26 protein-coding genes and 1 other annotated feature are annotated in these 24,790 nt (G+C 61.4%); of the genes, 11 read left to right on the forward strand and 15 right to left on the reverse strand.

The genetic code is table 11. The features are described 5' to 3' along the window. Positions 1 to 113: 113 nt before the first annotated feature. Positions 114 to 815: a FadR/GntR family transcriptional regulator gene (locus ABUA09_RS15305; RefSeq protein ID WP_052082346.1), complete on the reverse strand. Its 702-nt coding sequence runs from the start codon at positions 813 to 815 to the stop codon at positions 114 to 116. Between the two features lie 362 nt (positions 816 to 1,177). Here ABUA09_RS15305 and ABUA09_RS15310 point away from each other — a divergent pair, with 362 nt between their 5' ends. Further along, positions 1,178 to 1,432 (forward strand): hypothetical protein, encoded by a 255-nt coding sequence (locus tag ABUA09_RS15310; protein WP_195973323.1) that lies wholly within the window; start codon positions 1,178 to 1,180, stop codon positions 1,430 to 1,432. Between the two features lie 99 nt (positions 1,433 to 1,531). Here the strand turns inward: ABUA09_RS15310 and pepT are convergent, their stop codons facing one another. Continuing rightward, positions 1,532 to 2,743, reverse strand: coding sequence for a peptidase T (gene pepT, locus ABUA09_RS15315; protein ID WP_195607856.1), 1,212 nt, complete (start codon positions 2,741 to 2,743; stop codon positions 1,532 to 1,534). 123 nt (positions 2,744 to 2,866) lie between these two features. Between pepT and ABUA09_RS15320 the strand changes: the two genes are divergently transcribed. After that, positions 2,867 to 3,817 carry an alpha/beta hydrolase gene (locus ABUA09_RS15320; RefSeq protein ID WP_033116269.1) on the forward strand — a complete coding sequence of 317 codons (951 nt, stop codon included), beginning with the start codon at positions 2,867 to 2,869 and terminating at the stop codon, positions 3,815 to 3,817. Positions 3,818 to 3,849: 32 nt separating this feature from the next. Here the strand turns inward: ABUA09_RS15320 and ABUA09_RS15325 are convergent, their stop codons facing one another. The 6 genes from ABUA09_RS15325 to ABUA09_RS15350 form a co-directional block, all read right to left on the reverse strand. After that, entirely contained in the window at positions 3,850 to 4,548 is a 699-nt protein-coding gene (locus ABUA09_RS15325; RefSeq protein WP_279203843.1) for a hypothetical protein, read from the reverse strand. Between the two features lie 99 nt (positions 4,549 to 4,647). Further along, a complete protein-coding gene (locus ABUA09_RS15330) occupies positions 4,648 to 5,442 on the reverse strand; it encodes a hypothetical protein (protein WP_208318668.1) in 795 nt (264 codons plus the stop codon). A gap of 14 nt (positions 5,443 to 5,456) precedes the next feature. Beyond that, positions 5,457 to 5,810, reverse strand: coding sequence for an arsenate reductase family protein (locus ABUA09_RS15335; RefSeq protein WP_195607859.1), 354 nt, complete (start codon positions 5,808 to 5,810; stop codon positions 5,457 to 5,459). Positions 5,811 to 5,972: 162 nt separating this feature from the next. Beyond that, the gene (locus ABUA09_RS15340) at positions 5,973 to 6,437 is read right to left on the reverse strand and encodes an S-ribosylhomocysteine lyase (RefSeq protein WP_349949504.1); all 465 of its coding nucleotides are present in this window, start codon (positions 6,435 to 6,437) and stop codon (positions 5,973 to 5,975) included. A gap of 117 nt (positions 6,438 to 6,554) precedes the next feature. Then, positions 6,555 to 7,283, reverse strand: coding sequence for a GntR family transcriptional regulator (locus tag ABUA09_RS15345; RefSeq protein ID WP_058117272.1), 729 nt, complete (start codon positions 7,281 to 7,283; stop codon positions 6,555 to 6,557). Beyond that, positions 7,273 to 8,034, reverse strand: a complete 762-nt coding sequence (locus ABUA09_RS15350) for a GntR family transcriptional regulator (RefSeq protein WP_052082349.1) — start codon at positions 8,032 to 8,034, stop codon at positions 7,273 to 7,275. Before ABUA09_RS15350 ends, ABUA09_RS15345 begins: the two co-directional genes overlap by 11 nt. A gap of 355 nt (positions 8,035 to 8,389) precedes the next feature. Between ABUA09_RS15350 and ABUA09_RS15355 the strand changes: the two genes are divergently transcribed. From ABUA09_RS15355 to frlD, 7 genes are all read left to right on the forward strand, one after another. Next, a complete protein-coding gene (locus tag ABUA09_RS15355) occupies positions 8,390 to 9,463 on the forward strand; it encodes an ABC transporter ATP-binding protein (protein ID WP_058117271.1) in 1,074 nt (357 codons plus the stop codon). A 12-nt stretch (positions 9,464 to 9,475) separates the two neighbouring features. Then, the gene (locus ABUA09_RS15360) at positions 9,476 to 10,384 is read left to right on the forward strand and encodes an ABC transporter permease (protein ID WP_227151378.1); all 909 of its coding nucleotides are present in this window, start codon (positions 9,476 to 9,478) and stop codon (positions 10,382 to 10,384) included. 1 nt (position 10,385) lies between these two features. Then, positions 10,386 to 11,204, forward strand: coding sequence for an ABC transporter permease (locus ABUA09_RS15365; RefSeq protein WP_033116275.1), 819 nt, complete (start codon positions 10,386 to 10,388; stop codon positions 11,202 to 11,204). A 77-nt stretch (positions 11,205 to 11,281) separates the two neighbouring features. Beyond that, positions 11,282 to 12,358: a polyamine ABC transporter substrate-binding protein gene (locus ABUA09_RS15370; protein WP_058117270.1), complete on the forward strand. Its 1,077-nt coding sequence runs from the start codon at positions 11,282 to 11,284 to the stop codon at positions 12,356 to 12,358. Between the two features lie 27 nt (positions 12,359 to 12,385). Next, positions 12,386 to 13,381 (forward strand): SIS domain-containing protein, encoded by a 996-nt coding sequence (locus tag ABUA09_RS15375; protein WP_058117269.1) that lies wholly within the window; start codon positions 12,386 to 12,388, stop codon positions 13,379 to 13,381. A gap of 66 nt (positions 13,382 to 13,447) precedes the next feature. Next, on the forward strand, positions 13,448 to 14,269 hold the full coding sequence (frlC, locus tag ABUA09_RS15380; protein ID WP_058117268.1) for a fructoselysine 3-epimerase: 822 nt from the start codon (positions 13,448 to 13,450) through the stop codon (positions 14,267 to 14,269). Between the two features lie 15 nt (positions 14,270 to 14,284). After that, the gene (gene frlD / locus ABUA09_RS15385) at positions 14,285 to 15,082 is read left to right on the forward strand and encodes a fructoselysine 6-kinase (RefSeq protein WP_058117267.1); all 798 of its coding nucleotides are present in this window, start codon (positions 14,285 to 14,287) and stop codon (positions 15,080 to 15,082) included. 129 nt (positions 15,083 to 15,211) lie between these two features. Here the strand turns inward: frlD and ABUA09_RS15390 are convergent, their stop codons facing one another. The 4 genes from ABUA09_RS15390 to ABUA09_RS15405 form a co-directional block, all read right to left on the reverse strand. Then, on the reverse strand, positions 15,212 to 16,012 hold the full coding sequence (locus ABUA09_RS15390) for an ABC transporter ATP-binding protein (protein ID WP_033116280.1): 801 nt from the start codon (positions 16,010 to 16,012) through the stop codon (positions 15,212 to 15,214). Continuing rightward, positions 16,006 to 16,920: an ABC transporter permease gene (locus ABUA09_RS15395; RefSeq protein WP_058117265.1), complete on the reverse strand. Its 915-nt coding sequence runs from the start codon at positions 16,918 to 16,920 to the stop codon at positions 16,006 to 16,008. The genes ABUA09_RS15390 and ABUA09_RS15395 overlap by 7 nt, the downstream gene beginning before the upstream one ends. A gap of 76 nt (positions 16,921 to 16,996) precedes the next feature. After that, positions 16,997 to 18,031: an ABC transporter substrate-binding protein gene (locus tag ABUA09_RS15400; protein ID WP_279203829.1), complete on the reverse strand. Its 1,035-nt coding sequence runs from the start codon at positions 18,029 to 18,031 to the stop codon at positions 16,997 to 16,999. 76 nt (positions 18,032 to 18,107) lie between these two features. Beyond that, positions 18,108 to 18,361: a binding site (T-box leader), on the reverse strand. 43 nt (positions 18,362 to 18,404) lie between these two features. Further along, positions 18,405 to 19,319 carry a DMT family transporter gene (locus ABUA09_RS15405; RefSeq protein ID WP_058117263.1) on the reverse strand — a complete coding sequence of 305 codons (915 nt, stop codon included), beginning with the start codon at positions 19,317 to 19,319 and terminating at the stop codon, positions 18,405 to 18,407. Between the two features lie 30 nt (positions 19,320 to 19,349). Here ABUA09_RS15405 and ABUA09_RS15410 point away from each other — a divergent pair, with 30 nt between their 5' ends. Both ABUA09_RS15410 and ABUA09_RS15415 read left to right on the forward strand, forming a co-directional pair. Further along, positions 19,350 to 19,967 carry a DNA-3-methyladenine glycosylase gene (locus ABUA09_RS15410; RefSeq protein ID WP_279203826.1) on the forward strand — a complete coding sequence of 206 codons (618 nt, stop codon included), beginning with the start codon at positions 19,350 to 19,352 and terminating at the stop codon, positions 19,965 to 19,967. Further along, the gene (locus ABUA09_RS15415; RefSeq protein ID WP_058117262.1) at positions 19,964 to 20,587 is read left to right on the forward strand and encodes an HAD family hydrolase; all 624 of its coding nucleotides are present in this window, start codon (positions 19,964 to 19,966) and stop codon (positions 20,585 to 20,587) included. The genes ABUA09_RS15410 and ABUA09_RS15415 overlap by 4 nt, the downstream gene beginning before the upstream one ends. 51 nt (positions 20,588 to 20,638) lie before the next feature. On the opposite strand, the gene ABUA09_RS15420 is transcribed toward ABUA09_RS15415, so the two are convergent. From ABUA09_RS15420 to ABUA09_RS15430, 3 genes are all read right to left on the reverse strand, one after another. Further along, complete coding sequence (locus tag ABUA09_RS15420) at positions 20,639 to 23,137, reverse strand: ATP-dependent helicase (RefSeq protein WP_195607865.1); 2,499 nt, start codon at positions 23,135 to 23,137, stop codon at positions 20,639 to 20,641. Between the two features lie 148 nt (positions 23,138 to 23,285). Next, positions 23,286 to 24,146 carry a 4-(cytidine 5'-diphospho)-2-C-methyl-D-erythritol kinase gene (ispE, locus tag ABUA09_RS15425; protein ID WP_058117260.1) on the reverse strand — a complete coding sequence of 287 codons (861 nt, stop codon included), beginning with the start codon at positions 24,144 to 24,146 and terminating at the stop codon, positions 23,286 to 23,288. A 28-nt stretch (positions 24,147 to 24,174) separates the two neighbouring features. Continuing rightward, positions 24,175 to 24,790 (reverse strand): DUF1015 family protein (locus tag ABUA09_RS15430; RefSeq protein ID WP_349949505.1); only part of this gene is annotated, 616 nt, incomplete at its 5' end.

Below are 24,790 nucleotides of genomic sequence, written 5' to 3' on the forward strand. Positions count from 1 at the left end.
CTCCTACAAAATTCAGAGAGGCATCCATGTGCACCTAATTCAATTTTTTATGTGTCCAGAATTCTGGGTACATATCACTTCTTCGGAAGCCGGGCCTCGTTTTCTTGCTTTTGTCAAAAAAGGTCCACCATAGCGGAATCCACCACATGGAAGTGCTCCCGCATCATGCGCGCTGCCTCCACTCCGTTTCGATCCTGGAGGGCCAGCACGATCCCCTGGTGAGTATCCTGGAGCCGCTTGCGATACCCCTCATCCAGCATCATTTTTTCCCGCATATGACTGATAAAGCTGTCCACTGTCTCGCTCATAGCCCGCAGAATAACCATAATGAGCTGATTCCCCGCCGCCTCGCCGATGAGGTAGTGCAGACGCTTATCCAGTGCGGCGCTCTTTTCCAAATCATTTTCATCCCGGAGCTGCCAGACGATATCCTCCAGCTCGCTGAGCTGCGCGGGGCTGACCCGCTCGGCCGCCAGCAGCACGGTCTGGCTCTCCAAGCCCTGCCGCAGTTCGCTCACCTGGCGATAGTCGGTCGCCCCCAGCAGCATCATCATCTGGGTGGACTCCGCCAGATTTTTTTCAATGTCGCAGGAGACGAAATTTCCCGCCCCCTGGGTGCTGGAGATGAACCCCATCAAGCTCAGTGTCCGCAGCGCCTCCCGCACGGAATTGCGCCCCACGCCGAGCTGCTCGGCCAACTCCCGTTCCGGGGGCAGCTTTTCTCCCTGCTTCAGGTCGCCCTTTAAAATTTCACCTTTGATATAGCTGATGACCCGCTCATAGGCCTTTCCTTGCTGCACGCTTTCCTCTTTCATTCTTTTCCTTCCGCTCTTTCCTGCGTTTTTACGCTTCTCCCCCGTGGGGGCCCGGCTCTCCGGCCTCTCTGTCTCCAGCGTCCCCACGCAAATCAGAGCCGCAGATCGGTCCACCCACATTTGAAAATGGTATTACCTATTTGTTTTTTATTATACCACAAACTTTTCAAAAGGCCATACCCTTTCGGCTTTTTTCCATTTCCTTTTCTCCCCGGGATCGTTCAGGAGATTCCGAACGATCCCATCCGCCCGGGAGGTCCGGCCGGTCACGAGGGCAGAATACTCTGTCGCATTTCGTCGGTCGGGAACATAGGATATTTCTGCGGAGGCTCTCCGCAATATTTGAGATGGAGGAACAGGTTATGTGCTGGAGCAATTCCAATTGGTGCGGCTGCGGATGCAACCGCTGGGACTGTGGGTGCGGCTGCACCGGGAATGGATCTGGAAATTCCAGCGGAAGCGATCCCACCTGGCGCTGCCGCTGGGTCTGCACGTCCAACTGGTCCACAAATTCCACGGCCCTGACCGACGCCGCTTCCGATTTGGCGACGACGGACAGCCTGCCCTTCGGCGCGGACTTCTTTACGGGGGATTCCGGCTGCGGCTGCAGCGGCTGATCCGACACAGCAAAAATGCCTGGGGCGGTACGCCGCCCCAGGCATTTTCAATCTGTCGAAAGAGATGGTTCCGGAAAGAGCGGACAGGTTCCCGCGTTTTCACTTGCCCTCTGTCACCAGGTGGACCAGGACTTCCACCATCTTCTCCAGGGCATACACGGGAATATACTCCATAACGCCGTGGAAGTTGGCGCCGCCCGTGGAGAGGTTGGGGCAAGGAAGGCCCATGTAGGAGAGCCGCGCCCCGTCGGTCCCGCCCCGGATGGGAACCTCCATCGCCTCCACACCGGCCTTCTGGAAGGCCGCCCGGGCCCGGTGGACGAGATACATATGGGGCTCGATCTGTTCCCGCATGTTATAGTAGGAGTCCTTGAGCTCCACCTGCACGGCGGTGGGGCCATACTTCTCATTGAGATAGGCCGCGATCAAATTCATCCGCTCTTTCCGCGCCTCGAAGCGGACACGGTCGTGATCCCGGAGAAGAAAGCTCAGCCGGGTCTCCGTCTCGTCCCCCTCCATCCGATTGAGATGATAAAAGCCCTCGTATCCCTCGGTGTGGGCGGGGGTTTCCGCTGGGGGTAGCATACCGGCAAACTCCATGGCAATGAGGCAGGCATTCTTCATCTTGTTTTTGGCCGAGCCGGGGTGGATGTTGAAGCCCCGGATGGTGACCCGGGCCGAGGCGGCGTTGAAGTTCTCATACTCCAGCTCCCCCAGCTCTCCGCCGTCCACGGTATAGGCCGCTGCAGCCCCAAAGCCCTCCACATCAAAATGGTCCGCGCCGCTGCCCACCTCCTCGTCGGGCGTGATGCCCACGGCAATCCGCCCGTGGGGCAGCTCCGGATGATTGACCAGGTATTCCATGGCGGTCAGGATCTCGGCCACGCCGGCTTTGTCGTCCGCTCCGAGGAGGGTGGTCCCGTCTGTGACGATCAGGTCCCTGCCCACATACTTTTTCAGACTCTCAAAGTCCGCTTCCCGCATGATCACGCGCTCAGAGAGGGGGATATCTCCCCCCTCGTAATGGATGATCTGCGGTTTGACGCCATCCCCCGGCGCATCGGGCGAGGTATCCATGTGGGCGATGAGCCCCACGCAGGGGATACCCTCACAGCCCGCGGTGGCCGGGAGCCAGCCGTAAACATAGCCGTACTCGTCCATCTTTGCCCCGTGGAGCCCGATCTCGGTGAGCTCCTGCGCCAGCGCCGCCCCCAGAAGCTTCTGCTTGGCGGTGGTGGGTACCGTGTCAGAGTCCTCTGCGGACTGTGTATCAAAGGAGACATACCTCAAAAAACGTTCTATCACATTCATACCGTCAGGTCCTTTCCAGTCCGTCCCGTAATCCCGCCGCTTTGCCTATTGACGCGGCGGTGCGGGCAGACTACACTGAGTAAAGTGGTTTTTTTAGTTTATCACAAAAGGAGCTCGATTGCTATGGCCTTGCGAGAGGAATTTTCTTATCCTTCCAGTGACGGACGGCATCAGATCCATGCCCTTCGGTGGCTGCCGGAGGAGAGCGGCCCCCGGGCCGTGGTCCAGTTGGTGCACGGGATCTCAGAACATATGGGCCGGTACGACAGCTTTGCCTCCTATCTGGCGGATCACGGTTTCGCCGTGGTGGGCCATGATCATCTGGGCCACGGGAAAACCGCCCGTGGGCGCCGGGAATACGGCTTTCTGGGCGAGCAAAACGGCTGGACCTATCTGGTTCACGACGCCCACACCCTTCGGGAGCTGACGGGGGAGCGGTTTTCCGGTCTCCCCCACTTCCTCATGGGGCACTCCATGGGGTCCTTTGTGGTCAGGACCTATCTCATCGACTATCCCGGCACTGTGGATGGCTGCATCCTCTCCGGCACCGGGCAGGAGCCGCCCTTTCTGGTGGCCTTCGGCCGCGGACTCTCCGGCCTTCTGCTCCGCATAAAGGGCGGGAACCACGTAAGCGGGCTGGTCACCGCCCTGTCCCTGGGGGCGTATAACCGCCAGTTTCGGCCCACCCGCACCAGCGCCGACTGGATCAGCAGGGATCAGGCCGTGGTGGATGCCTACGTCCGAGACCCCATGTGCCGCTTCGTCCCCACTGTGGGCATGTTCCACGACATGATGGAGGGGCTCCAGTTCATCTCGGACCCCCGAAATCTCAGGCGCATGGATCCCTATACGCCGGTCTATCTCTTTTCCGGCGACGCCGATCCCGTGGGTTCCCGTGGAAAAGGCGTGCGGAAGGTCGCGGGCTTTTTCCGTGAGTCGGGATGCCGGGACGTGACGGTAAAGCTCTACCCCGGGGGGCGGCATGAGATGCTCAATGAGATCAACCGCGATACTGTCTACCAGGATGTTCTCGACTGGCTGGAGCTCCATATCATGACAAAGGAGGGCGGCTGAGCCGCCCTCCTTTGTCATGACCCTGCACATTTTTACTGGGCGTAGCTCCCATAGTAGTCGATCATCATGCCGTCCAAATTCTGCCAGTCCGTGCCCACCATTTCATAGACGTTCTCGTCATTGAGCTTGAGCTGGATGATACAGGACTGCTCCGTCTCATATCCCACGTCGGGCAGCAGCCCCCGGACAAGCGCAATGACCTTGTCCGCATACCGGGCCTCCAGGGCCTCATACTCCGCATCGGACATCGCGTTGATCTGCTCGTCACTGGTGATGCCCGCAGAGGCGGCTACCTCTATCCAAACCGTGTCCAGATCGGCGGTGTTTTGAAATTGCACCATGAGATCCATGGGCTCCACCAGCACCTCCACGGCAAAGTTGCCGTTGTCCAGCTTGCTGGCGGGCTGGACCGTATATTTACACTTGGCGTAGATCTCCTTGTAGAGCTCGACCACCTTCTCCTTGGTCTCATCGGAAGGGTAGATGCTGGCGAAGTCCATAAACCAGTCGGCTTCGGCACCCAGGTTCCACTCATAGTCCTCCGCAGCCTCCGCCTCGGTCATGTCCATCAGCTTGAGGTAGTCCTCGTTGTACTGCCCCAAATAGGTGGAATCGATCTGACCCTTGACGTACACGGTGGCGTCGTCCTTTGTGACCCCGCCGCAGGCGGCCAGGCCGGCTGTCAAAACCGCCGCCGCCCCAAGGACGGCGATCCGCTTGCTGATTTTCATGCTGTCTCCTCCAATATTTTCTCTTTTTCTTCACTTTCCCAAAAAAGCAAATGCATCTCACTCTTTCGCCCCGCGCCGTGTCAAGGTTCGCCGACCGTTCTACCCGAGCAATAGATATGCGGCGCCGGAAAGGAGCAGGGAAAGCAGTGCAAAGGCCAGACCCACCCCCAAAAAGGAGGCGATCACCACAGCGGTCTTTTTGAGGGCGGCGTTCACTTCGATCCCAAGCAGCGTGGTGACCGCGCCGAACAGCACGCAGAGCGCCGCCACCACGGCCAGCCCTGCGGCGGCGCCCCGCAGGTCGGCGGGGCTCAGCGTCATGTGCGTGCTGATGGAGAACACCAGGTAAAGGCAAAGTACGCCCCGGAGAATTCCAAGCCCCCGCAGGCGGAACAGTCCGCTGAAAAAACCGGAGCAGGCCGCCCCCAGAAGGGCCAGGGGCCCCCTGCGCGCCCCCAGGGCTCCGGCGAGCCGGGTGCCGGCGGAGCGAAATACCTCCGGCGTAATCAGCCTCAGAATCAGGAGAATGGCGGCCACGCCCAGCACCATGGGGGCAATGCCCACAAAAAAACAGCCCAATCGCTGCCAGAGGCTTCCCGGGTCATAGGCGTACCGGACATACCCCAGAACACCGTCTGCGCGGCCCGCCACCGGGCGGAAGAGGGCCACCTCGGTCACCCGGACCCCAAACAGCCTGCACATGAGATAATGCCCCAGCTCATGGATTGGAGTCCCGGCCACGCCGGTAAAGAGGACCCCGCCCCATCCGAACAGGCGATAGAGAAGCTCCGTGCTTTTTCCCTCCACAAAGCCCAGCAGCAGTCCGCACACCACCAGAACTCCCACCGTGGCCCCAAAGGCTCCGAGGGCCCGCTTTCCCATGGTCTCCAGCATTGCCGTGCCTCCCCTTATTGTTCCAGCCGCTCCATCCACTCGGCCTCTTTGAAGCCGGTGAGCGCAAAGTTTTCTCCCACCAGAATGGGCCGCTTGACCAGCATACCGTCCGTGGCCAGAAGGGCAAATTGCGCATCCTCCGACATGCCGGGCAGCTTATCTTTGAGTCCCAGGGCCTTGTACTGGAGCCCGCTGGTGTTGAAGAACCGCTTGAGGGGCAGTCCGCTCATGGCGTGCCACCGCCGCAGCTCCTCCTCCGTGGGCTTTTCCAGCTTGATGTCCCGGGTCTCCGCCGCCACGCCGTGCGCATCCAGCCACGCCTTGGCCCTCTGACATGTAGTGCATTTGGGGTACCATACCAACAACATCTTTTTTCTCCTTTCCAAATTGCAGGCTCTGTCTGCAAATCGTCCACACGCCCCATTGCCGCCCCCGAGACGCCGTAATCAAAGAGGGCCTTTTCCATTATTCCTTCCCCCACACCCTCTCCGAGGGCGTCTCCCTCCCCGCGCGGAAGGGGCCATGCCGCGTCAGGCCTGATAGGTCAGCCGCGCCACGGTCCAGTTTTTCAGAATGGGGATCATCTTCTGTGCCGCCGCCCGGGCCCCCTCCAGGTCCTGCTCCCGGTAGTTGCCGCACTCGGCCTCGGAGGCGCCGGGGATGGGGCCCTCATAGCCCGCGATGAAGGCCATGGTCTCCCGGACCAGATCGATGGCCCGTTCCGGCGCCAGACCACGGACCAGAAAATAAAATCCTGTACGACAGCCCATGGGGCCCACATAGATCACCCGGTCCGACAGCGCCCCGCTGCGGACATAGGTGGCGAAGAGGTGCTCGAAGCTGTGAATGGCGCCATACCCCAGATACGTCCCGCTGTTGGGCCGCACCATACGGATGTCGTAGGTGGTCACATCTCCGTCCACGCGGGAGGTATACATTCCCTCAGTGAGCTTCCGATGGTCCACCTGAAAGCTGGCGATCTGTTTGAGTTCCATATGTTTTCTCTCCTTTTGGATTCTTCTCCTCCACAGAATACCACATTCGTTCCCCGCTGACAATAAAATAAGGGCGCCGCGGCATATGCGGCGCCCCCGTCACATCGGCTGTACACCTCAGCCCTCTCTTTGGTAGCGGACGCTGAAGGTACACTTGTCTCCGCGCGTGTAGGAGCGGGTAAACTCCACGGCCCTACCCTCCTCATCGTAGCTGACACTGCTGAGGACCAGCACGCCGCGGCCCGGCTCGACGTTCAGGAGCCGGGCATCCATGGGGTCGAGCTCTGTGATCTCCAGGCTTTGCTCCCTGCGCGCCACCCGGATGCCATAGAACTCCAGCGCCTCGTAGACCGAGAACACGCCCAGATCCACCTGTTTCAGGTTGGGAAGCAGCGCCTCCGGGATATAGGTCTCCTCCTGGGAGACCGGTTCGCCGCTTACATAACTGACCTGCTTGATGTAGTGGACCGGCTCACCCGGCGCGCAGCTCAGCAGCGCACCGTATACCACACCGGCGGGTCGCAGGGCCTTGACCAGCACCCTGCTCTCCGGCTTGGCCTGCATATTTTGCCGGAACCCGCCCACAGTCTCCAGATCGCGCTCCAGCTTGTCCCCCACCACAAAGATCCCTTTGCCCTGAACGCTCTTCAAGAGCCCCTCTCCGATCAGGGCTGAAATGGCGGAACGGACCGACAGCCGGTGAATCCCATAGGTCTCCGCCAGCGTACCCACCGACGGGATCGCCGTGCCAGGCGGATACTCCCCGCCCTCGATCTTGCCGCGGATAAGCTCCCGGAGCTGGAGGTAGAGGGGAGAGTTGGGCCCGATGGCCTCCTCATGCCTCATGGATGTCGCCTCCCCTCTCGGCGGCGTCCCGCCGCTTGAGCTCACTGGTGATCCGCAGGCGGTCCGGTCGGGCCGCAGCACGGCAGTACTCCAGCAGCTCACCGTTCTGGTCATAGGTCTGGCTGACGATCCAGAAGAGGGGTGCGCCCTCCTCGATGCCCATCAGCTCGGCCTCATCCGTAGTCGCATAGGTAATGCTCACCTTCTCCTCGCCCTGCTCAGGGATGAGACCGTACGCCTCCTCCAACACCGCGAAGAGAGAGCCGCGCTCCAGGTCCCATTTCTCCAGGCCCTCCACCCGCTCCGCAGGCAGGAAAGCCGTTTCCACCATGAGCGGCTCCCCGTCAACCATACGCAGGCGGGCCACCTTATAGAGCGGGTAGCCCAGCACCTGTCCAAACCGCTTGGCCAGCGTCTTGTCGCACTCGATCCGCTTCAGATCCAGCAGTCGGGTCGTGACCCTGCGTCCCTGCTCCGAGGCGGACCGGCTGAGCGACAAGAGACCCTGCAGGTTCCGGGTATATTTGCGCTGGGCCACATAGGTGCCCGCGCCCGGCCGTGAGCACAGCACGCCGTCCTTCTCCATCCGGGCCGTGGCGCTGCGCAGCGCCGACCTGCTCAGCCCCCACGCCTCGCACAGGCTCCGCTCCGAGGGCAGGCGGTCCCCCGACTGGAGCTGATGTTCCACCAGATATCCGTTCAACAGTTCCCGCGCCAGTTCTCTGGGTCTGGGCCTGTAGTCCTGCGTCATGTGTGAGCCCCCTTTGGCCTCTGATCCTTCCGGAGTATATGGTCATCATACCACAGTTTTTTAGAAACCACAACATCATATATGTCTTCATCAATTTGATACCAATATATGCGGCGGCGTGTTACTTCGTCTCCTTATTCCCTAGGTTTGCTCTCTTGTTTTGGCCTCATCTTTGTCAAATACAATTTTAAAAATCATAAATTGGTATCTTATTATTTTTTTCATATCTATTAAAATAGGTTGATATTGGTTTTGATGTGTGCTATTATGGCAGGCAAGTAATGGAGACGTAAAAATTTATGTGCCGAGATGATTTGTTTTAGCTATTCTGTACAAAAACGAGGTGAGGACACACATGGCTGAGTCAATCGTATCCCTGATCGATGTGGAAAAGCGCTTTGGTTCCAATCTAGTGGTCCGGAAAATGAACATGGAGATCTACGAAGGCGAATTTCTCACTCTTCTGGGGCCCTCCGGCTGCGGTAAGACCACCACGCTGCGGATGATCGCCGGATTCGAGGACGCCACCTCGGGCATCATCAAAGTCCAGGGGGAACGGGTCGAGAACAAGGAGCCCTACCAGCGGGACGTGAACACCGTATTCCAGAACTATGCGCTTTTCCCACACATGACCGTATTCGACAACGTCGCCTACGGCCTCACCATCAAAAAGGTTCCCAAGGATGAGATCCGGCAGCGGGTCGCCGAGATGCTGGAGCTGGTACAACTGACCGACTATGAAAGGCGCAAGCCTGATGAGCTCTCCGGCGGCCAGAAGCAGCGGGTGGCCATCGCCCGCGCCCTCATCAACCGCCCCAAGGTGCTCCTGCTGGACGAGCCCTTGGGCGCCCTGGACCTGAAGCTCCGCAAGCAGATGCAGATCGAGCTCAAGCGCCTGCAGAAAAAACTGGGCATCACCTTCGTCTACGTCACCCACGACCAGGAGGAGGCCCTCACCATGTCTGACCGCATCGCCGTCATGAACGCCGGGGTCATCGAGCAGTTGGGAACTCCAATGGAGATCTACGACCACCCTCTGACCCGGTTCGTGGCCGGGTTCATCGGAGAGTCCAACATCTTCGACGGCACCGTCACGGCGGTGGAGGGGGATCTGCTCCGGGTGGACACCCCGGCCGGAAAGCTGCTCACCCGGGGCAGCGGCTTCGCGGTGGGCGAAGAGATGCATGTTTCCATCCGGCCGGAGTATCTGGAGGCCGGCGAGAGGAACGCCGACGGCTTCGATCTCCCCGCGAGGATCAAGGACTTCACCTATATGGGCACAGTGGTCAAGACGGCCCTGGACATGGCCGACGGCACCGAGCTCAAGCTCTCCCGGTTTGAGCAGGATGCAAACGCCCACGAGGGCGACAAGGTCTATCTCTCCTGGCGGCCGGAGAAGTCAGTGCCCATCAAGAAGTCTCATACATAAGGGGGTGTGGGTATGAGCAAGCAGCCGAGCGGCACCAGCGACCTCCAGGCCATCCGCCGAAAGCGGGACATGCGCCGCAAGACCATCCCCGCCCTGGCCCAGGCCGGTCCGGTCTCGATCTGGATGATCCTTTTCGTCACCCTTCCCATGCTCTTTATCATCTACATCAGCTTTATGTCCCGGGGCGTGTTCGGCGACGTGGTCTACCAGTTCTCCCTGGAGAGCTACCAGACCCTGCTGGATGCCACCTATTTCAAGGTCATCCTCAAGTCTTTGAAGGCCGCCCTTCTCACCACAGTGCTGTGCCTGGGGCTGGGGTATCCCTTCGCTTACTATATTGCCCGCAAGCCGCCTGAGGTGGCCTCCAGGCTCATCATGCTCATCATGATCCCTTTCTGGACCAACTCCCTCATGCGGCTCAACAGCTGGCTGTTGCTGTTCCAGACCAGCGGTCCGGTAAACAACTTTCTCCAGTGGACCGGTCTCGTCGACCGCCCCATCACCTTCATCTATACAGACGGGCTGGTGGTCCTGGGGCTTATCACCAACATGCTCCCCTTCGCGGTGCTCCCTCTCTACAGCTCCATTGAGAAGCTTCAGAAGTCCCTTCTGGAGGCCAGTGCCGATCTGGGGGCCACGCCGTCGCAGACCTTTTTCAAGGTGACGCTTCCCCTCACCTTCCCCGGCATCTTCTCCGCCATCATTCTGGTGTTCATCCCCTCCCTGGGGATCTACACCGTCTCCGATATCCTGGGCGGCGGCAAAGTGCTTTACATCGGCAACATCATCAAGAACCAGTTTGGTTCGATCCGGAACTGGCCCCTGGGCGCGGCGCTGTCTGTGCTGCTGCTGGTCATCACGGGCCTGTTGATCTTCATCTACACCCGATTCGCCAAGATCGAGGACATGGAGGTGGTCTGAGATGGCAAAGCTCTCCAAGGTACAAAGGCATAAGCGGACCGCCGCCATCCTGGGCGAGGTCTACGCCATCCTGATCTACGCGGTGCTCTACATTCCCATCGTGGTCATGATGGTCTTTTCCTTCAACGACCAGCGGTACAACTATTACTGGAACGGCTTTACCACGCAGTGGTACGGCAAGCTTTTCCACAACTCCGCGCTCATCGGGAGCCTCTGGTACTCCCTTATCATCGCCGTGCTGGCCACGGTCATCTCGGTGGTCATCGGTACGCTCGGGGCGCTTGGCCTGAAGAAGTATGAATTCCACGGCAAAAAATTGGTCAACAATATGCTCTATGTGCCCATCATTGTACCCGAGATCGTCCTCGCCGTGGCGCTGCTCATCATCTTTATGAACCTCGGCCTCTCCCTGGGCATGGGCTCCATCCTCATCGGCCACTGTACCTTCTGTATCCCCTACGCAGTGGTCACCATCAAGGGCCGCATCAGCGGCGACGGCGACACACTGGAGGAGGCCTCCATGGACCTGGGTGCCAATCGGATCCAAACCTTCTTCCGGGTCACTCTGCCCAGCATCATGCCCGGCGTTATGTCCGCCGCCTTTCTCTCGTTCACCCTCTCCGTTGACGACGTGGTCATGAGCAATATGCTGGCGGGGGCCAAGAACTCCACCCTTCCGGTGCTCATTCTCTCCATGAACAAGTCCGGCATCACCCCCGATGTCAACGCTCTTACCACCATCATGATCCTGGTCATTGTGGCGGGCATGCTCCTGAGCAACGGCGTCAAGGCCCTCGTCAAGCGGAGAAGCGCCGTCTGACCGCTCCCGGCCTCTGCCGCCTCCGGCGGTTCGGCATATTCGTCAGCCCCATCATTCATATTTAGGAGGAAAACAGCATGAAAAGATTCCTTGCTCTCACCCTGTCTCTTGCCCTCGCCCTCCCCCTGGCCGCATGCGGCGGCTCTGGAAACGGCTCCACCCCCGCCGGCGGCAACGCCACCGACGTGCCCGCCGAGGCCAGCACAGAGCTCAACATCTACATGTGGCAGCAGTACATCTCCGACGCGCTCATCGCTGATTTCGAATCCCAGAACAACTGCAAGATCAACCTCTCCTACATGAGCGACAACGCCGACGCCATCACAAAGCTGACCGCCGGCGGCGGCCAGGAGTACGACCTCATCATGACTTGTGACGCCTATATGGACTCCCTGGTGGCCGGCGGCTATGTCCAGAAACTCAATCTGGACAATATCCCCAACTCCTCCAACATCAACGAGGCCTATTGGACCGCGAAGGACTACTGCGTCCCCTATCTCATGAACTACATCTATGTGGTCTATAACACTGAGACCTGCCCCATCGAGATCACATGCTATAACGACCTCATCGACCCCGCCCTCAAGGGCCAGATCAGCACTATCGACGGCGCCCGTAACCTGTTCCCCATCGCCCTGGTGGCCCTGGGCTATGACCCCAACTCCACCAACGAGCAGGAGATCGCCGCGGCCTACGAGTGGCTGACCAAGTATAACGACAACGTGGTGGCCTACGGCGCCGCCGAGCAGAATCTGACCAACGGCACGGCCTGCGTGGCCCTCACTTATGACGGCAACGCCTCCTGGGCCATGAGCGAATTGGGCGACAAGAACACACTGAAGGTGGCCGACTTCGAAAGCGATCCCGTGCAGTTGGGCTTTGATCTCTACGTCATCCCCACCGGCGCCAAGCACGTGGATCTGGCCGAAAAGTTTCTCAACTACATCACCGACCCCCAGGTCATGGCAAAAAACTTGGAGGAGTTCCCCTACTCCTGCCCCAACGACGCCGCCGTGGCGGCCGCCTCCGAGTCCTACCGCAATGACCCCGCCCGCGACTTCTCTTACAAAGAGAACGTATTCTTCCAGAAGGACGTGGGCGACGCCCTCACCATCTACAATGACTATTATCAGAAGCTGAAAGTCGGCGAGTGATTCCCGCCGCCAGGAGGAGACGACAACATGCTGAAATTTGACGAAGAAAAACAGATCGCCAGCGTCCAGGGCGCCCTGGCCCTGCGGGGACGGATCGAGGCGATCGTGGATGACATCTGCAGGGCCGGCTTCAAGAACATCTGCTGGTTGGGCATTGGAGGGACCTACGCCTCCTGCCTCCAGGCCGAGGTCCACATGAAGGAGCGCTCCACACTGGAGTTCTTTGTGGAGAATGCCGCAGAGTACCTCACCACCGGCAACCGCCGGGTGGGCGAAGGCACGGTGGTGGTCATCTCCTCTGTCACCGGCAGCACGATCGAGATGGTGGACGCCGTGAAAAAGGCACAGGCCGACGGGGCCAGGGTGCTGGGCTTCATCGACGTGGAGACCACGGAGCTTGCCAAGCGGATGGACTGGGAGATCGCCTATCCCGCCAACGAACAGCTCAAATTCTTCATGGTGGCCGACCGCCTGATGTTCCGCCACGGCGAGTTTCCTGAATATGAGGAGTACTACGCCCAACTGGACGCCCACCTCGCGGTGGACCTGGCGGAGGTGGAGAAAGCGGCCGACGCCTTCGGCCTGGCCTTCGCCCAGAAGCACCATGACGACAAGCTCCACTACTTCGTGGGCGCCGGCAATCAATACGGCTCCACCTATTCTTACGCCATGTGCTACTGGGAGGAACAGCACTGGATCCGGACCAAGAGTATCCACTCCTCCGAATTTTTCCACGGCATGCTGGAGATCGTGGACCGGGACACCCCTGTGACGGTCTTTGTGGGCGAGGATTCCCAGCGCCCTCTCAGCGAGCGGGTGGTCCGATTCCTGCCCAGGGTGTGCGCCAACTACACCGTCATCGACTCCAGGGACTATGCTCTGCCCGGCATCGACGAGCGCTTTCGGGGGAATCTCTCCCATCTGGTGACCCACGCCGTCACCCAGCGCATCGACGCCCACATCGAGGCCATCAACTGCCACCCCATGGAGATCCGGCGGTATTACCGCAGACTGGACTACTGAGCAGATCAAGCGGGACCGCTCCGGATGCCGCGGCACGGGGCGGCCCCGCTTGTCAGGAGGATGCTTATGGAGCTGGGCATGTTCACCAGCGGCTATCAATACTACCCCCTGGAGCGGGCCTTCGCCGACGCCAGGCGTTTCGGATACGACTATATCGAACTCTGGGGCGGCCGGCCCCACGCCTTCGCCCCCGACCTGGCCCGGGGAGAGCTTTCCGGAGTTCTGGCCCTCATCGAGCGCCATGAGATGCCCGTGCGGGTCTACACCCCCGAGCACAATGCCTATCCGTACAACTACATGCTGGGGAGTGAGCTCCAGCGCGCAGACGCCCTGGACTATCTGAAGCTCTGCCTCAACATGGGCAAAGCGCTGGGCGCGGACCATACCCTCATCTCCACCGGACACGGCGGCTACACCGCCTCCCGCAGGGAGCTCCGCAGCCGTCTCGTCCGCTGCCTCCGGGAACTGGCGGATCACGCCGAGTCCATCGGCCACACCATTCTGCTGGAGGCCCTCACCCCCTATGAGACCAATGTCTGCACCACTGCCGGGGAGCTGTCCGAGACGCTGGAGAAGGTGGATTCTCCCGCTCTTATGGGTATGTGCGATGTGGTGCCCCCCTGGGTCATCCGGGAGCCCATCACGAACTATCTGGATCAGTTGGGCGGGCGGATGGCCCACCTCCATCTGGTGGACGGCGATGGGAACAGCGACAGCCATCTGATCCCAGGCGACGGCTGCATCCCCCTGCCGGAGCTGCTGGAGGAGTTGGAGGTCAGGGGGTACCGGGGCAGGGCCACCATCGAGCTGGTGACATCCTACCGCAATGAGCCCTCCCTGTACGCCAAGCAGGCCCTCCAGCGCGTGCGGGCTCTGCTCCCCCATTAAGAAAGGGTGACGCCAATGGACAAAGAAATCAAGCTGGCCGCCGTGGGCGACAACTGCATGGACGTCTACGACCGGACCGGGGAGGCCTACCCCGGCGGAAATCCTGTTAATGTGGCCGTCTATACCCTCCGGCTGGGGGGCAACGCCTCCTACACCGGCGTGGTGGGTACAGACCAGTATGGGTCCCTCATGCGCGCCGCCGTGGCCTCCAAAGGTGTGGATGTCTCCCACCTCAAGACCGCTCCCGGGGCCACCGCCGTCTCCCATGTGGAGATCGCAAACGGCAATCGGGTCTTTGGCGACTACGAAGAGGGCGTCATGGCCGGGTTCCGCCTCACCCCGGAGGACATCGACTTTCTCTGTTCCCATGACCTGGTGGTGACCGGGCTGTGGGGCATGATCGCCGGAGACCTGCCCGCGCTCCGCGCCCGGGGCGTCCCGGTGGCCTTCGACTTCGCCGACAAGCGGACCGACCCCACCCTGGACCTAGCCATCCCCTATGTGGACTACGCCTTCTTCTCTTACGACGGAGCCGACGGCGAAACTCTGCGGACCTTTCTCCGCTCTATGCAGGCCCGCGGGCCCAAGGTGGCGGTGGCCACGCGGGGCGAGGCGGGCAGCATGGCCTATGATGGTTCTCAGTTCTACGAGTACGGCATCGTCCCCTGCCGCGTCGTGGACACCATGGGGGCCGGGGACAGCTACATCGCCGGCTTTCTCTTTGGACTTCTGCGTGGAAAGAGCATCCCCGACTGCATGGCCCTGGGCGCCCAGAGCAGCAGTGTGACCCTTCAGTACAGTGGAGCGTGGTAACGGGTTTCCGTCTCCACTCGTATCCGTTGTCACCCGGCGGAGCACGCTTCCCCACGAAAATACCGAGGCCGAGCCCAAAAGGGCTCGGCCTCGGTATTTTCGCGTATCTTGCCACAGGCCCCTGCGCGCTCATGAGAGCAGAATGCGGTCGTTGTCCAGATCCTTTCCCGCGCCGGCCCGGAAACGGGAGAGCAGGTCCTCCACGGTGAGCCCCTTCCTCTCCTCGCCTCCAATGTCCAGTACAATACGCCCCGCGTCCATCATCAGTGTACGATTTCCCAGCTCCAGAGCGTTTTTCATATTATGGGTGACCATCAGGCAAGTGATGTTCTGCCGGGCCACGATATCCTTGGTGAGGGCCAGCACCTTCTCCGCCGTCCCGGGGTCCAGAGCCGCGGTGTGCTCATCCAAAAGGAGCAGCTTGGGCGGCACCATGGTGGCCATCAGCAGAGTGAGGGCCTGCCGCTGTCCGCCGGAGAGGAGCCCCACCGGCTGGCGCATCCGGTCCTCCAGCCCCATCCCCAGCAGGGAGAGTTGCTCCCGGAAAAAGGCCTTGTCCTCTTTGTTCACCCGGCTGAAAAAGGCCCGCTGGTGCTTGACGGCGCGGAGATAGGCCAAGGCAAGGTTCTCCTCAATGGTCATATGGGGGGCGGTCCCCTTCATGGGGTCCTGGAAGAGCCGTCCGATCTCCCGGCTGCGGCGGTATTCCGGCTGGAAAGTGATGTCCTCCCCATCCAGAACAATAGAGCCCGCGTCGGCAAAGAAAACGCCGGAAATGGCGTTGAAGAGGGTGGATTTCCCCGCGCCGTTGGACCCCACGATGGTGATGAAATCTCCCCGTTCCAGGCGCAGATCCACATCGGTGAGGGCCTTTTTCTCATTGACAGTGCCGGGGTTGAAGGTCTTGGAGACCCCGCTCAGCTTCAGCATGCGCCCCGCCTCCTCTCCGACAGCGCCGCCCGCTTGCGGCGCTGGAGCAGGAAATAATCCTTTAGAGCCGGGGCGGCGATGGCCAGGGCCACAATGACAGCGGTGATGAGTTTGAGATAGGTGGTGACATTAAACTTCAGCGCCACGGCATAAATGGCCCGGTAGATGAGGCTGCCCACCACCACGGCGACGACGCCCCGTAAGATCCCGCTCTTGCCCCGGGAGATCACGGACTGTCCGATGATGAGGCTTGCAAGCCCCAGCACCACCATGCCGGTGCCCAGGTTCATATCCGCACTCTTCTGATACTGGGCGATAAGAGCGCCGGAAAGGGCGGTCATGGCGTTGGCGAGGCACAGGCCCACCGTGATGGTAAAGACCGGGTTGATGGAGGAGGCGCGCACCATATCGGTGTTGTCCCCCGTAGCCCGGATGGACAGCCCCAGCCGGGTGCCCAGAAACAGCACCAGCAGCACGCAGACAGCCAGCACCACCACGGAGGCCACCAGCAGCTTGTGCCAGCTCCCCGCAAAGCCGGTCTCCTTGACCAGAGAAAAGATGGTGCCGCTTTTGTAGAGGTTCACGTTGGCCGACCCCATGACCGTGAGATTCACGGAATAGAGCCCGAAGTTTGTGATGATGCCCGCCAGGATAGAGGGTACCCCCAGCTTGGTCTGGAGGAAGGCGGTGACAAAACCGGCGGCGGCCCCGGCCAGCATGGCCATGGGCAGAGCCAGAACAGGGTGGCCCATCAGGCAGACCGTGGCGGACACGGCGCAGCCCAGCGTAAAGGCGCCGTCGGTGGTGAGATCGGCGATATCCAGGATGGTATAGCTCAAAAAGAGTGCCAGCGCCACCAGGGCGTAGATCACCCCGGCCTCTAGGGCCGTCTGTACAATGGTGAGCATGAGGGTCTTTCTCCTTTCACGCGGTCATACCCCTGCCGGACCCGGCAGGGGTATGACCGTTAGACATTCTCCCGTTTCAGTCCTCGGTGGTCTCCACCTCGCTGACGGTGGAGGCCATATCGCTGAACACGGCGTAATCGGCGCCCAGCGCGGCGGCGGTCTCGGTATTGACCGTGATGATGCCGCCGTCCATCACGTGGTACTCAGGCACCACGCCGGTCTGGAGTACCTCCAGCGCCATATCGGCGGTATAGGCTCCGAGCTCGGTGTAGTTGACGCCGCAGGTGGCAAATGCGCCGTTGCGGACGAAGGAATCGGCCCCGGTATAGTGGGGCACGCCCGCCTCAATGAAGGTCTCGGCAATGGTCAGCTCCACGGCCATCACGCTGTTGTCGGTGGGGGTAAAGACGGCGTCCGCCTCGCCTGCCAGGCTGGCCGCGGCGGCAATGATCTCATCCGGGTTGACACCGGTACGCTCCACATAGGCGATTCCCTTGGCATCCAGGTATTCCTTGGCCTCGGCAATGGGCGTCTCGGAATTCGGCTCCGAGGGGGAGTACAGCAGGCCCACGGTCTGAATATCCGGGTCCTGGGCAAACATCATGTCCAGAATAAAGGCGGTGTTCAGAGCGTCGCTGGTGCCGGTGACCCGGTCGATGCCGGTGAGTCCCGCGGTGGCGGGGTCGCTGATGGCGGCGTAGATGATGGGGGTGCCCAGGTCCTCGGTGGCATTGACCATGCATTGCGCCGCCAGGGTGGCGATGGGGATCACGGCGTCATAGCCCTCGCCGGCCACCTGGGCGCCGATCTGGTTGAGCAGGCTCTGGTCATTCTGGCCGTTGAACTCCGTATAGTCGATGGCGATGCCCAGCTCCGCCGCCTTGGCGTCCAGCTCGGCTTCCACCGCCTGGCGGATCTCGTCCAGGGAGGCGTGGTCCAGTTGCTGAACGATGGCGATCTTATACCCGGACACCCCCTGTCCGGTGGGCTCGGCGGTGTCGGCGGGCGCGGGAGTGGAGGAACCGGAGCCGGAGCCGCAGGCGGCGAGGGACAGGGTCAGCGCGGCGGCGGCGGTCAGAGACATGGTGTTCTTCAGATTCAGCTTTTTCATTGTAGTTTTCTCCTTTTTTGAGTTTTGGGCGGCAGATGGAGCCAGCAGCATGTAAAAAAAAACGCTTTTGTCCCATTTCTGGGACAAAAGCGTTTCAAAACACTTCTGCGATACCACCCAAATTGACGCTTGCGCGTCCACTCGCTTCACGCACCATCATGCGCGCCCGATGGATAACGGGTGGGGCCCCGTCGGCATCTACTGGGCGAAACCGCCTTTCAAGCCGCCCTCCGGAGTCCATTCGCCGGTTTCCGCACATCCCGATTCCACCATCCGGGACTCTCTAAAGATTGGAATGCACCGGGTACTTCTCTCCGTCACAGGTTTGATCGCTATTGCTTGTAGATTATTATACGCAGAGCCGGGGCCATTGTCAACCCTTTTTTTCCGTTTCAGCGGGCGTCTTTTTCCTCAGGAACTCAAACTTGGTCTCCGAGCACAGGACGGCCACAAAGATGAGCACAAAACCCAGCACCATCACGGCGTTGAGGTCCTCCTCCCCCACGACAATGGAGGCCAGCACGCCGAAGGGCGCCTCCAGGGACAGGAGGACCGCTGCGGTGGAGGGCGCGGTGTACTTTTGCCCGATGTTCTGGAACAGCAGCGCCCCGCAGGAAGAGAAGATCACCAGATAGACCATGGCGAAGACGGCGCTCCCCGAAAGGTCCGTGGGGAAGGGTTCCCGGAAGAGGAGGGCCCCCACCCAGCTCCAGGCCCCGAAAAAGGCGAACTGGAGGGTGGTGATGAGAAAGATGTCCCGCCCCTCGGCGTATTTGTTCACCGCCACGATATGGGCAGCAAAGAAGAACCCGCCCACCAGCGTGAGAGCGTCGCCGGAGTTGATGCTCAGCGCCCCGCCCTCGTTGGACAGGGAGACCATGCCGATGCCCACCACGCAGATAACGGCGGCCAGAATATTCCACTTGTCCGGACGCTTGCGGGCGATGACCCAGTATAAAAAGGGGACGATGACACAATATACTGCCGTGAGGAAGGCATTCTTGCCCGAGGTGGTGCGGTCCAGGCCGAAGGTCTGGAAGGCATAGGCCAGGAAGAGCATGGTGCCGATAAGAAAGCCCGCCTTGAGGTAGCCGCGGTCCATCACCTTCCAGGACTTCCAAAACACCAGGCCCAGTACGACGGCGGCGGCGGTAAAGCGGATGGCCAGCAGATAGAAGGGGGTAAAGCTGTCCAGCGAGTGCTTCATGACCACGAAGGAGGTGCCCCAGATGATAGGGGCCAGGATCAGCATGGGCTTTGCCAATTTTTTCAGTACGGATTCGTTCATGGGTTGTCTCCTCTCCCTTGCTATGGTAAGATGGTACATACTGCGCGGAGGAAGGTGGTCGCTGTGCCGAAATTGACGCGGGACTTTTATGAAAGGGACACCCTTCTGGTGGCCCGGGACCTGCTGGGCAAATATTTGGTGCACCGGGTGGACGGTGTGCCGCTCTGCGGCCGCATCACCGAGACCGAGGCCTACATCGGCCGGATGGACAAGGCCTGCCATGCCTACGGCTACAAGCGGACCCCGCGGACGCAGACCCTGTTTTCTCCTCCCGGCACGGCCTACCTCTACCTCATCTATGGCATGTACCACTGCCTCAACTTTGTCACGGAGCCGGAGGGAGAGCCCTGTGCGGTGCTGCTGCGGGCGGTGGAGGCGGCGGAGGGCGCGGAGTTCATGGCGCAAAACCGGTTCGGCTGCGGTCTCTCGGCGCTGACGCCCTATCAGAGGAAAAACTTTTTGAACGGCCCCGGCAAGGTGTGCCGGGCCTTTTCCCTGACCAGGGTGCAGAACGGCCTGGATCTCACGGGAGATACCCTCTTCCTCTGGGACGCAGGCGAGACTCCGGAACAAATCCATGTGGGAAAGCGGATCGGCATCGATTACGCCGAAGAGGCCGCCGATTTTCCTTGGAGGTTTTATCTATGAAATTGTTTGACTTGGACGGCACCCTCATCGACTCCAATGGGATCTGGGTGGACGTAGACCTCCGTTTTCTCGGGCGCCACGGCCTTACTCCCACCGAGGAGTACACCTACGCCGTGGGCCACTCCATCTTTCCCGTAGCGGCGGAATTCACCAGGGACTACTACGGTCTGGACCTCACCCCGGAGGAAATCATGGAAGAGTGGCTCTCCATGGCCGGGGATGCCTACGCCCATGTCCCCATGAAGGAGGGTGCCCGGGACTATCTCTCCCGCTGCGCCCGCGGCGGGGAGCGCATGGCCATCGTCACCGCCTGCGTGCCGGCGCTGTGCCGAACCGCCCTGGAGCGCCACGGGCTCACAGACTGTTTTGAGGAGATCGTATTCGCTCAGGAGCTGGGGCTGGAAAAACGGGACCCGCAGGTCTACCGCATCGCCACAGAGCGTCTCCGGGTCTCTCCCGGAGACTGCACGCTCTACGAGGACGCGCCCTCCAACTGTGCCGCCGCCCGGCTGGCCGGTATGACTGTGGTGGGGGTATACGACGCCTTTTACGATTCCTACCAGGAGGAGATGCGAAAAAACAGCGACCGCTATATCCGCAGCTTCACCGAGCTGCTCTGATGGGGCCGTTTTTGTACCGGCGGACCGCCTGCGGGCGGTCCGCCGGTCTGCTTACGCCTTGGACATATGCTGCCGGGCCGACTTGAGCATAAGCCGTTTGGTGCCCACGGAGTCGAACGCGATCTCGATGAGGGCATCTCCCCCCATAGGCTGCACGCTGGTGACCATCCCCTTGCCGAAGGCCTTGTGGATCACGGTGTCCCCCTTCTGGAAGGCGGGCAGCGCGCCGGCGTCCGGCCTGGGACGGGCCGCCGGCGTTCCGGGGCGGGGCGCCGGGGCGGAGCGGACGCCGCCATAGGCAGGGCGCGCGCCCTGTGCGGGTCTCTGGTAGCCGCCGGCCCCATGGCCACCATACACGCCCGGCCGGTCTGCGGACATGCCGCCCGGCCTTGGAGACTGCCAGCGTCCGGCGGCGTCGTCCGGCTCCGAGAGAAAGTTCCGTCCGCTCTGTTCCACGTACTCGCCGGGGATCTCCCCCACGAAGCGGGAGGGACGGTTGGCGGAGGTGCGTCCAAAGAGCATCCGCTGTCCGGCGCAGGTGAGACAGAGCCGCTCCTTGGCGCGGGTCATGGCCACATAGCACAGCCGCCGCTCCTCCTCCATCTCCTCGTCGTCGCCGATGGCGCGGCTCCCCGGGAAGATCCCCTCCTCCACGCCCACCACGAATACCACGGGAAACTCCAGGCCCTTGGCCGAGTGCATGGTCATCATGACCACGCAGTCCTCGCTGGGGTCGTGATTGTCCAGATCGGTATACAGTGCGATCTCGTCCAGGAATCCGGAGAGCGAGGGCCCGCCCTCCGCGTTCTCTATGTAGCTGTTGATGGAGGTCAAAAGCTCCCGCACGTTTTCCAGCCGGGTGCGGTCCTCCACGGTGTTCTTGGCCTCCAGGGCCACGGCATAACCCGTCCGGGCCAGGACCTCCTCGTAGAAGTTGGGGAGGTCGAGTTCCCCGGCAAGAGCGCGCAGCTCCTCCATCATATCGGTGAACTGGGCCAGCTTGGCCGCAGCTTTCTGGAGATCGGGGTAGGCCCGGGCGTTTTTGATGATCTCCCAGAGGCTCTTCCCCTCCTGTACGGCCAGGGTCTGGGCGGTATCCACCGTTTTCTGCCCAATACCCCGGGCGGGTACATTGATGATCCGGGTGAGACGCAGATCGTCGGCGGGGTTGTTGAGGGCGCAGAGGTAGGCCAGCATATCCTTGACCTCCGCCCGGTCGAAGAAGCGGATGCCGCCGATGATGCGGTAGGGGACGCCGTTGCGCTTGAATGCCTGCTCGATCTGGTTGGACTGGGCGTTCATCCGGTAGAGGACGGCGTGGTCGCGCCACTTCCTGCCCTGACTGAAGCCGGTCAGGATCTGGGAGGCCACGTATTGGGCCTCGTCGTTCTCGTTCATGGCGGTGTAGACCTGGACCTTGTCCCCGGCGTCATGGCGGGTCCACAGCTCCTTGCCCTTGCGCCCCAGATTGTGCTTGATGACGGCGTTGGACGCCTCCAGAATATTCTTGGTGGAGCGGTAGTTCTGTTCCAGACGGATGACCCTGGCACCCCTGTACTGCTTTTCAAAAGAGAGGATGTTTTCGATGGTCGCCCCCCGGAAGCGGTAGATGGACTGGTCGTCGTCGCCCACCACACAGATATTTTCCCACTTGCCCGCCAGGGCGGCGGCCAGCCGGTACTGGAGATTGTTGGTGTCCTGGTATTCGTCGATAAGGACATACCGGAACTTGTTCTGGTAGTAGCTCCGCACATCCTCGTGCTCTTCGAGCAGGCGCACCGTGTCCAGGATGAGGTCGTCGAAATCCAGCGCATTGGCCTCCCGCAGGCGGCGCTCGTACTCCACATAGAGCTTGGCGATCCGGGTCAGCCGGAAATCTCCCATCTTTTCGCACTCCTGGAGATAGGCGGGCCCGGACTTCATGGCGTCCTTGGCGCGGGAGATGGCTGCGAGGACCGACCGGGGAGGGAACGCCTTGTCGTCCATGTTGAAGTCCTTGAGGATATCCTTTACCACCCGCTCGGAGTCGGCGGAGTCGTAAATGGTAAAAGACTGCTGGAAGCCCAGCTTTTCGATGTCCCGGCGCAGGATGCGCACACAGGCCGAGTGGAACGTGGAGGCCCAGATGTCGTTGGCCGCGGGCCCCAGCATCCGCTCCAGCCGCTCCTTGAGCTCTCCGGCGGCCTTGTTGGTGAAGGTGATGGCAATGATGGACCAGGGGGAGGCAGGGTCCAACCTGCACAGCCGCTCCGCCTCCTCGCGTCCCTCCGGAATGGGGTGGGCGGCATAGGCTTCCAGAAAGACAAGGTCGTCCTCGGTGACCCAGCCGGGCGCGTCGTCGGAGTCGGAGCCCCTGCCGTATTTCATCAGATTGGCGATACGGTGGATCAGCACGGTGGTCTTGCCGCTGCCCGCCCCCGCCAGCAGGAGGAGAGGTCCCTCGGTGGCCAGGGCCGCCCGGCGCTGTTCCGGATTCAGGTTCTGGAACTCCCCCTCGATGACGGCCCGCCTGGCCTTACAAAATCTCAATTCTTGGTCTTGATCCAGCATGTGTTCACCTATTCTCTCTTTCTGCACTTTTATTTTATCTTACTCCGGGGCCCAGGTCACGCACGGATCTGGCATGGCCTCCATTCCGTTTTGGAATGTCCCGGACATAAAATGCGCCGCGGCGGCCCGCGGCGCTTCCGATCGCTCTTCAGAGGGTCTCGGTGAGGAAGGTGTCCCGGTATGTGCCGCGCAGCTCTTCCCAAGCCTGTGCGGCATCCTCGGCGCGTTCAAAAAGTCCAAAGACGGTGGGCCCGGTGCCGCTCATGTTGGCCCCCAGAGCCCCGTGCTGTACCAGCACATTTTTGATGCCGGAGATCTCTTCCGCCTGCCGGGGGGGCAGCACATCCTCAAAGATGTTGTACATCCGCCGGGCCGCGCCTCCCAGGTCTCCTCCCTCCAAGGCCACCACCATCCCCTCGGTATCCGGGCGGTGGCGGAGCTTGACCCCGTCGACCCGTGCAAAGAGCTCGGGCGTGGAGATGGAAAAAGCCGGCTTACAGAGGACGGCGTGGCACCGCGGCAGCGCCGGGAGTGGGGTGAGAACCTCACCTCTCCCCTCCGCCAAAGCCGTGCCGCCCAGCACGCAGTAGGGCACGTCGGAGCCCACCCGCTCCCCCAGCCGGGCCAGCGCCTCGCCGGAATATCCGGCACCGAGGAGGCGGTTGAGGCCACGCAGAACGGCGGCGGCGTCCGAGCTGCCGCCGCCGGTCCCCGCGCAGACGGGAATATGCTTCTCCACCGAGATGGAGAGTCCGCCGCAGTCGAGGCCGCAGTCCTCCAAAAACTGCAGAGCGGCGGCGGCGGCCAGATTTTTCTCGTTGGTGGGGAGAAAGCTCAGATTGGTGCGCACCCGCACGCCTCCGCCCGTACCGGTCTCCAGAGTAATCCGATCCGCCAGGGCCACCGACTGCATCACCATTCTGAGCTCGTGATAGCCGTCGCTCCTTCTGCCCAGCACATCCAGGGTCAGATTCAGCTTGGCCGGCGCTTCCACCGTGAGCCTGGGCATGACCATACGCTCCTTTCCAAAGCGCTGTTTATCGAATCCTGCGGGCCTCCAGATAGAACCGCTTGTCCTGGGCCTCTCCCATGGAGAAGGTCTTTCGGGGCAGGACTCCGTCGTGGATGACGGTGGGGAAGAGCGCCTCCTTGCCCATGGGCGGGAGGAGGAAGCCCAGATTCCCCGGCTGAGAGGCCAGGGAGCGGACCACATCCGCGCCGTGTATGTAGTCGATGCGCCCGGCGTGCGCTCCCAGCCAGCGGTCCAGGAAGGTCTGGAGCGTGGCCACCGGCAGTTGGGCAGAGGGATGGGGCACCGTGACGGCTCCCGTGCCGTCGGCATGAACATACCGGAGTACGTGGCCCTCCCCCCTTCCCTCGCGGGCGCCGGGATAGGCGGCCACGAGATCGGCGAGCAGCACCTTGGGCTCCACGCCGAAGAGCACCCGATGGATGGGTTCGAACTCCAGCGAGCCGTCGTGGAGGTTCACCAGCTCCACCAGAGCGTACCGGGCGGGCAGCGCGGCCCACTGCTCCGGCGGCGTCAGGGTCTTCTGCCGTTCATAGCAGGCCTTGGCCGTGGCCAGGGAGTGGTTGCCGTCCCCCATGGCGAAGAGCATCACGGGGAGGCCCTCCGTGCCGTACCGGGCAGTG

The organism is Intestinimonas sp. RTP31139st1_F5_RTP31139_211217, assembly GCF_040226735.1.
GTDB classification, from domain to species: domain Bacteria; phylum Bacillota; class Clostridia; order Oscillospirales; family Oscillospiraceae; genus Intestinimonas; species Intestinimonas butyriciproducens.

Coding starts and splice junctions, on each gene's coding strand:
- ABUA09_RS15395 (WP_058117265.1), bottom strand. CDS start 16,920: ATGCTCACCATTGTACAGACGGCCCTAGAGGCCGGGGTGATCTACGCC.
- ABUA09_RS15330 (WP_208318668.1), bottom strand. CDS start 5,442: ATGCTGGAGACCATGGGAAAGCGGGCCCTCGGAGCCTTTGGGGCCACG.
- ABUA09_RS15360 (WP_227151378.1), top strand. CDS start 9,476: ATGAGCAAGCAGCCGAGCGGCACCAGCGACCTCCAGGCCATCCGCCGA.
- ABUA09_RS15415 (WP_058117262.1), top strand. CDS start 19,964: ATGAAATTGTTTGACTTGGACGGCACCCTCATCGACTCCAATGGGATC.
- ABUA09_RS15310 (WP_195973323.1), top strand. CDS start 1,178: ATGTGCTGGAGCAATTCCAATTGGTGCGGCTGCGGATGCAACCGCTGG.
- frlC (WP_058117268.1), top strand. CDS start 13,448: ATGGAGCTGGGCATGTTCACCAGCGGCTATCAATACTACCCCCTGGAG.
- ABUA09_RS15325 (WP_279203843.1), bottom strand. CDS start 4,548: ATGAAAATCAGCAAGCGGATCGCCGTCCTTGGGGCGGCGGCGGTTTTG.
- ABUA09_RS15390 (WP_033116280.1), bottom strand. CDS start 16,012: ATGCTGAAGCTGAGCGGGGTCTCCAAGACCTTCAACCCCGGCACTGTC.
- ABUA09_RS15400 (WP_279203829.1), bottom strand. CDS start 18,031: ATGAAAAAGCTGAATCTGAAGAACACCATGTCTCTGACCGCCGCCGCC.
- ABUA09_RS15370 (WP_058117270.1), top strand. CDS start 11,282: ATGAAAAGATTCCTTGCTCTCACCCTGTCTCTTGCCCTCGCCCTCCCC.
- ABUA09_RS15405 (WP_058117263.1), bottom strand. CDS start 19,319: ATGAACGAATCCGTACTGAAAAAATTGGCAAAGCCCATGCTGATCCTG.
- ABUA09_RS15420 (WP_195607865.1), bottom strand. CDS start 23,137: ATGCTGGATCAAGACCAAGAATTGAGATTTTGTAAGGCCAGGCGGGCC.
- ABUA09_RS15305 (WP_052082346.1), bottom strand. CDS start 815: ATGAAAGAGGAAAGCGTGCAGCAAGGAAAGGCCTATGAGCGGGTCATC.
- ABUA09_RS15365 (WP_033116275.1), top strand. CDS start 10,386: ATGGCAAAGCTCTCCAAGGTACAAAGGCATAAGCGGACCGCCGCCATC.
- ABUA09_RS15345 (WP_058117272.1), bottom strand. CDS start 7,283: ATGAGGCATGAGGAGGCCATCGGGCCCAACTCTCCCCTCTACCTCCAG.
- ABUA09_RS15350 (WP_052082349.1), bottom strand. CDS start 8,034: ATGACGCAGGACTACAGGCCCAGACCCAGAGAACTGGCGCGGGAACTG.
- ABUA09_RS15410 (WP_279203826.1), top strand. CDS start 19,350: ATGGTACATACTGCGCGGAGGAAGGTGGTCGCTGTGCCGAAATTGACG.
- ABUA09_RS15335 (WP_195607859.1), bottom strand. CDS start 5,810: ATGTTGTTGGTATGGTACCCCAAATGCACTACATGTCAGAGGGCCAAG.
- frlD (WP_058117267.1), top strand. CDS start 14,285: ATGGACAAAGAAATCAAGCTGGCCGCCGTGGGCGACAACTGCATGGAC.
- ispE (WP_058117260.1), bottom strand. CDS start 24,146: ATGCCCAGGCTCACGGTGGAAGCGCCGGCCAAGCTGAATCTGACCCTG.
- ABUA09_RS15355 (WP_058117271.1), top strand. CDS start 8,390: ATGGCTGAGTCAATCGTATCCCTGATCGATGTGGAAAAGCGCTTTGGT.
- ABUA09_RS15320 (WP_033116269.1), top strand. CDS start 2,867: ATGGCCTTGCGAGAGGAATTTTCTTATCCTTCCAGTGACGGACGGCAT.
- ABUA09_RS15375 (WP_058117269.1), top strand. CDS start 12,386: ATGCTGAAATTTGACGAAGAAAAACAGATCGCCAGCGTCCAGGGCGCC.
- pepT (WP_195607856.1), bottom strand. CDS start 2,743: ATGAATGTGATAGAACGTTTTTTGAGGTATGTCTCCTTTGATACACAG.
- ABUA09_RS15340 (WP_349949504.1), bottom strand. CDS start 6,437: ATGGAACTCAAACAGATCGCCAGCTTTCAGGTGGACCATCGGAAGCTC.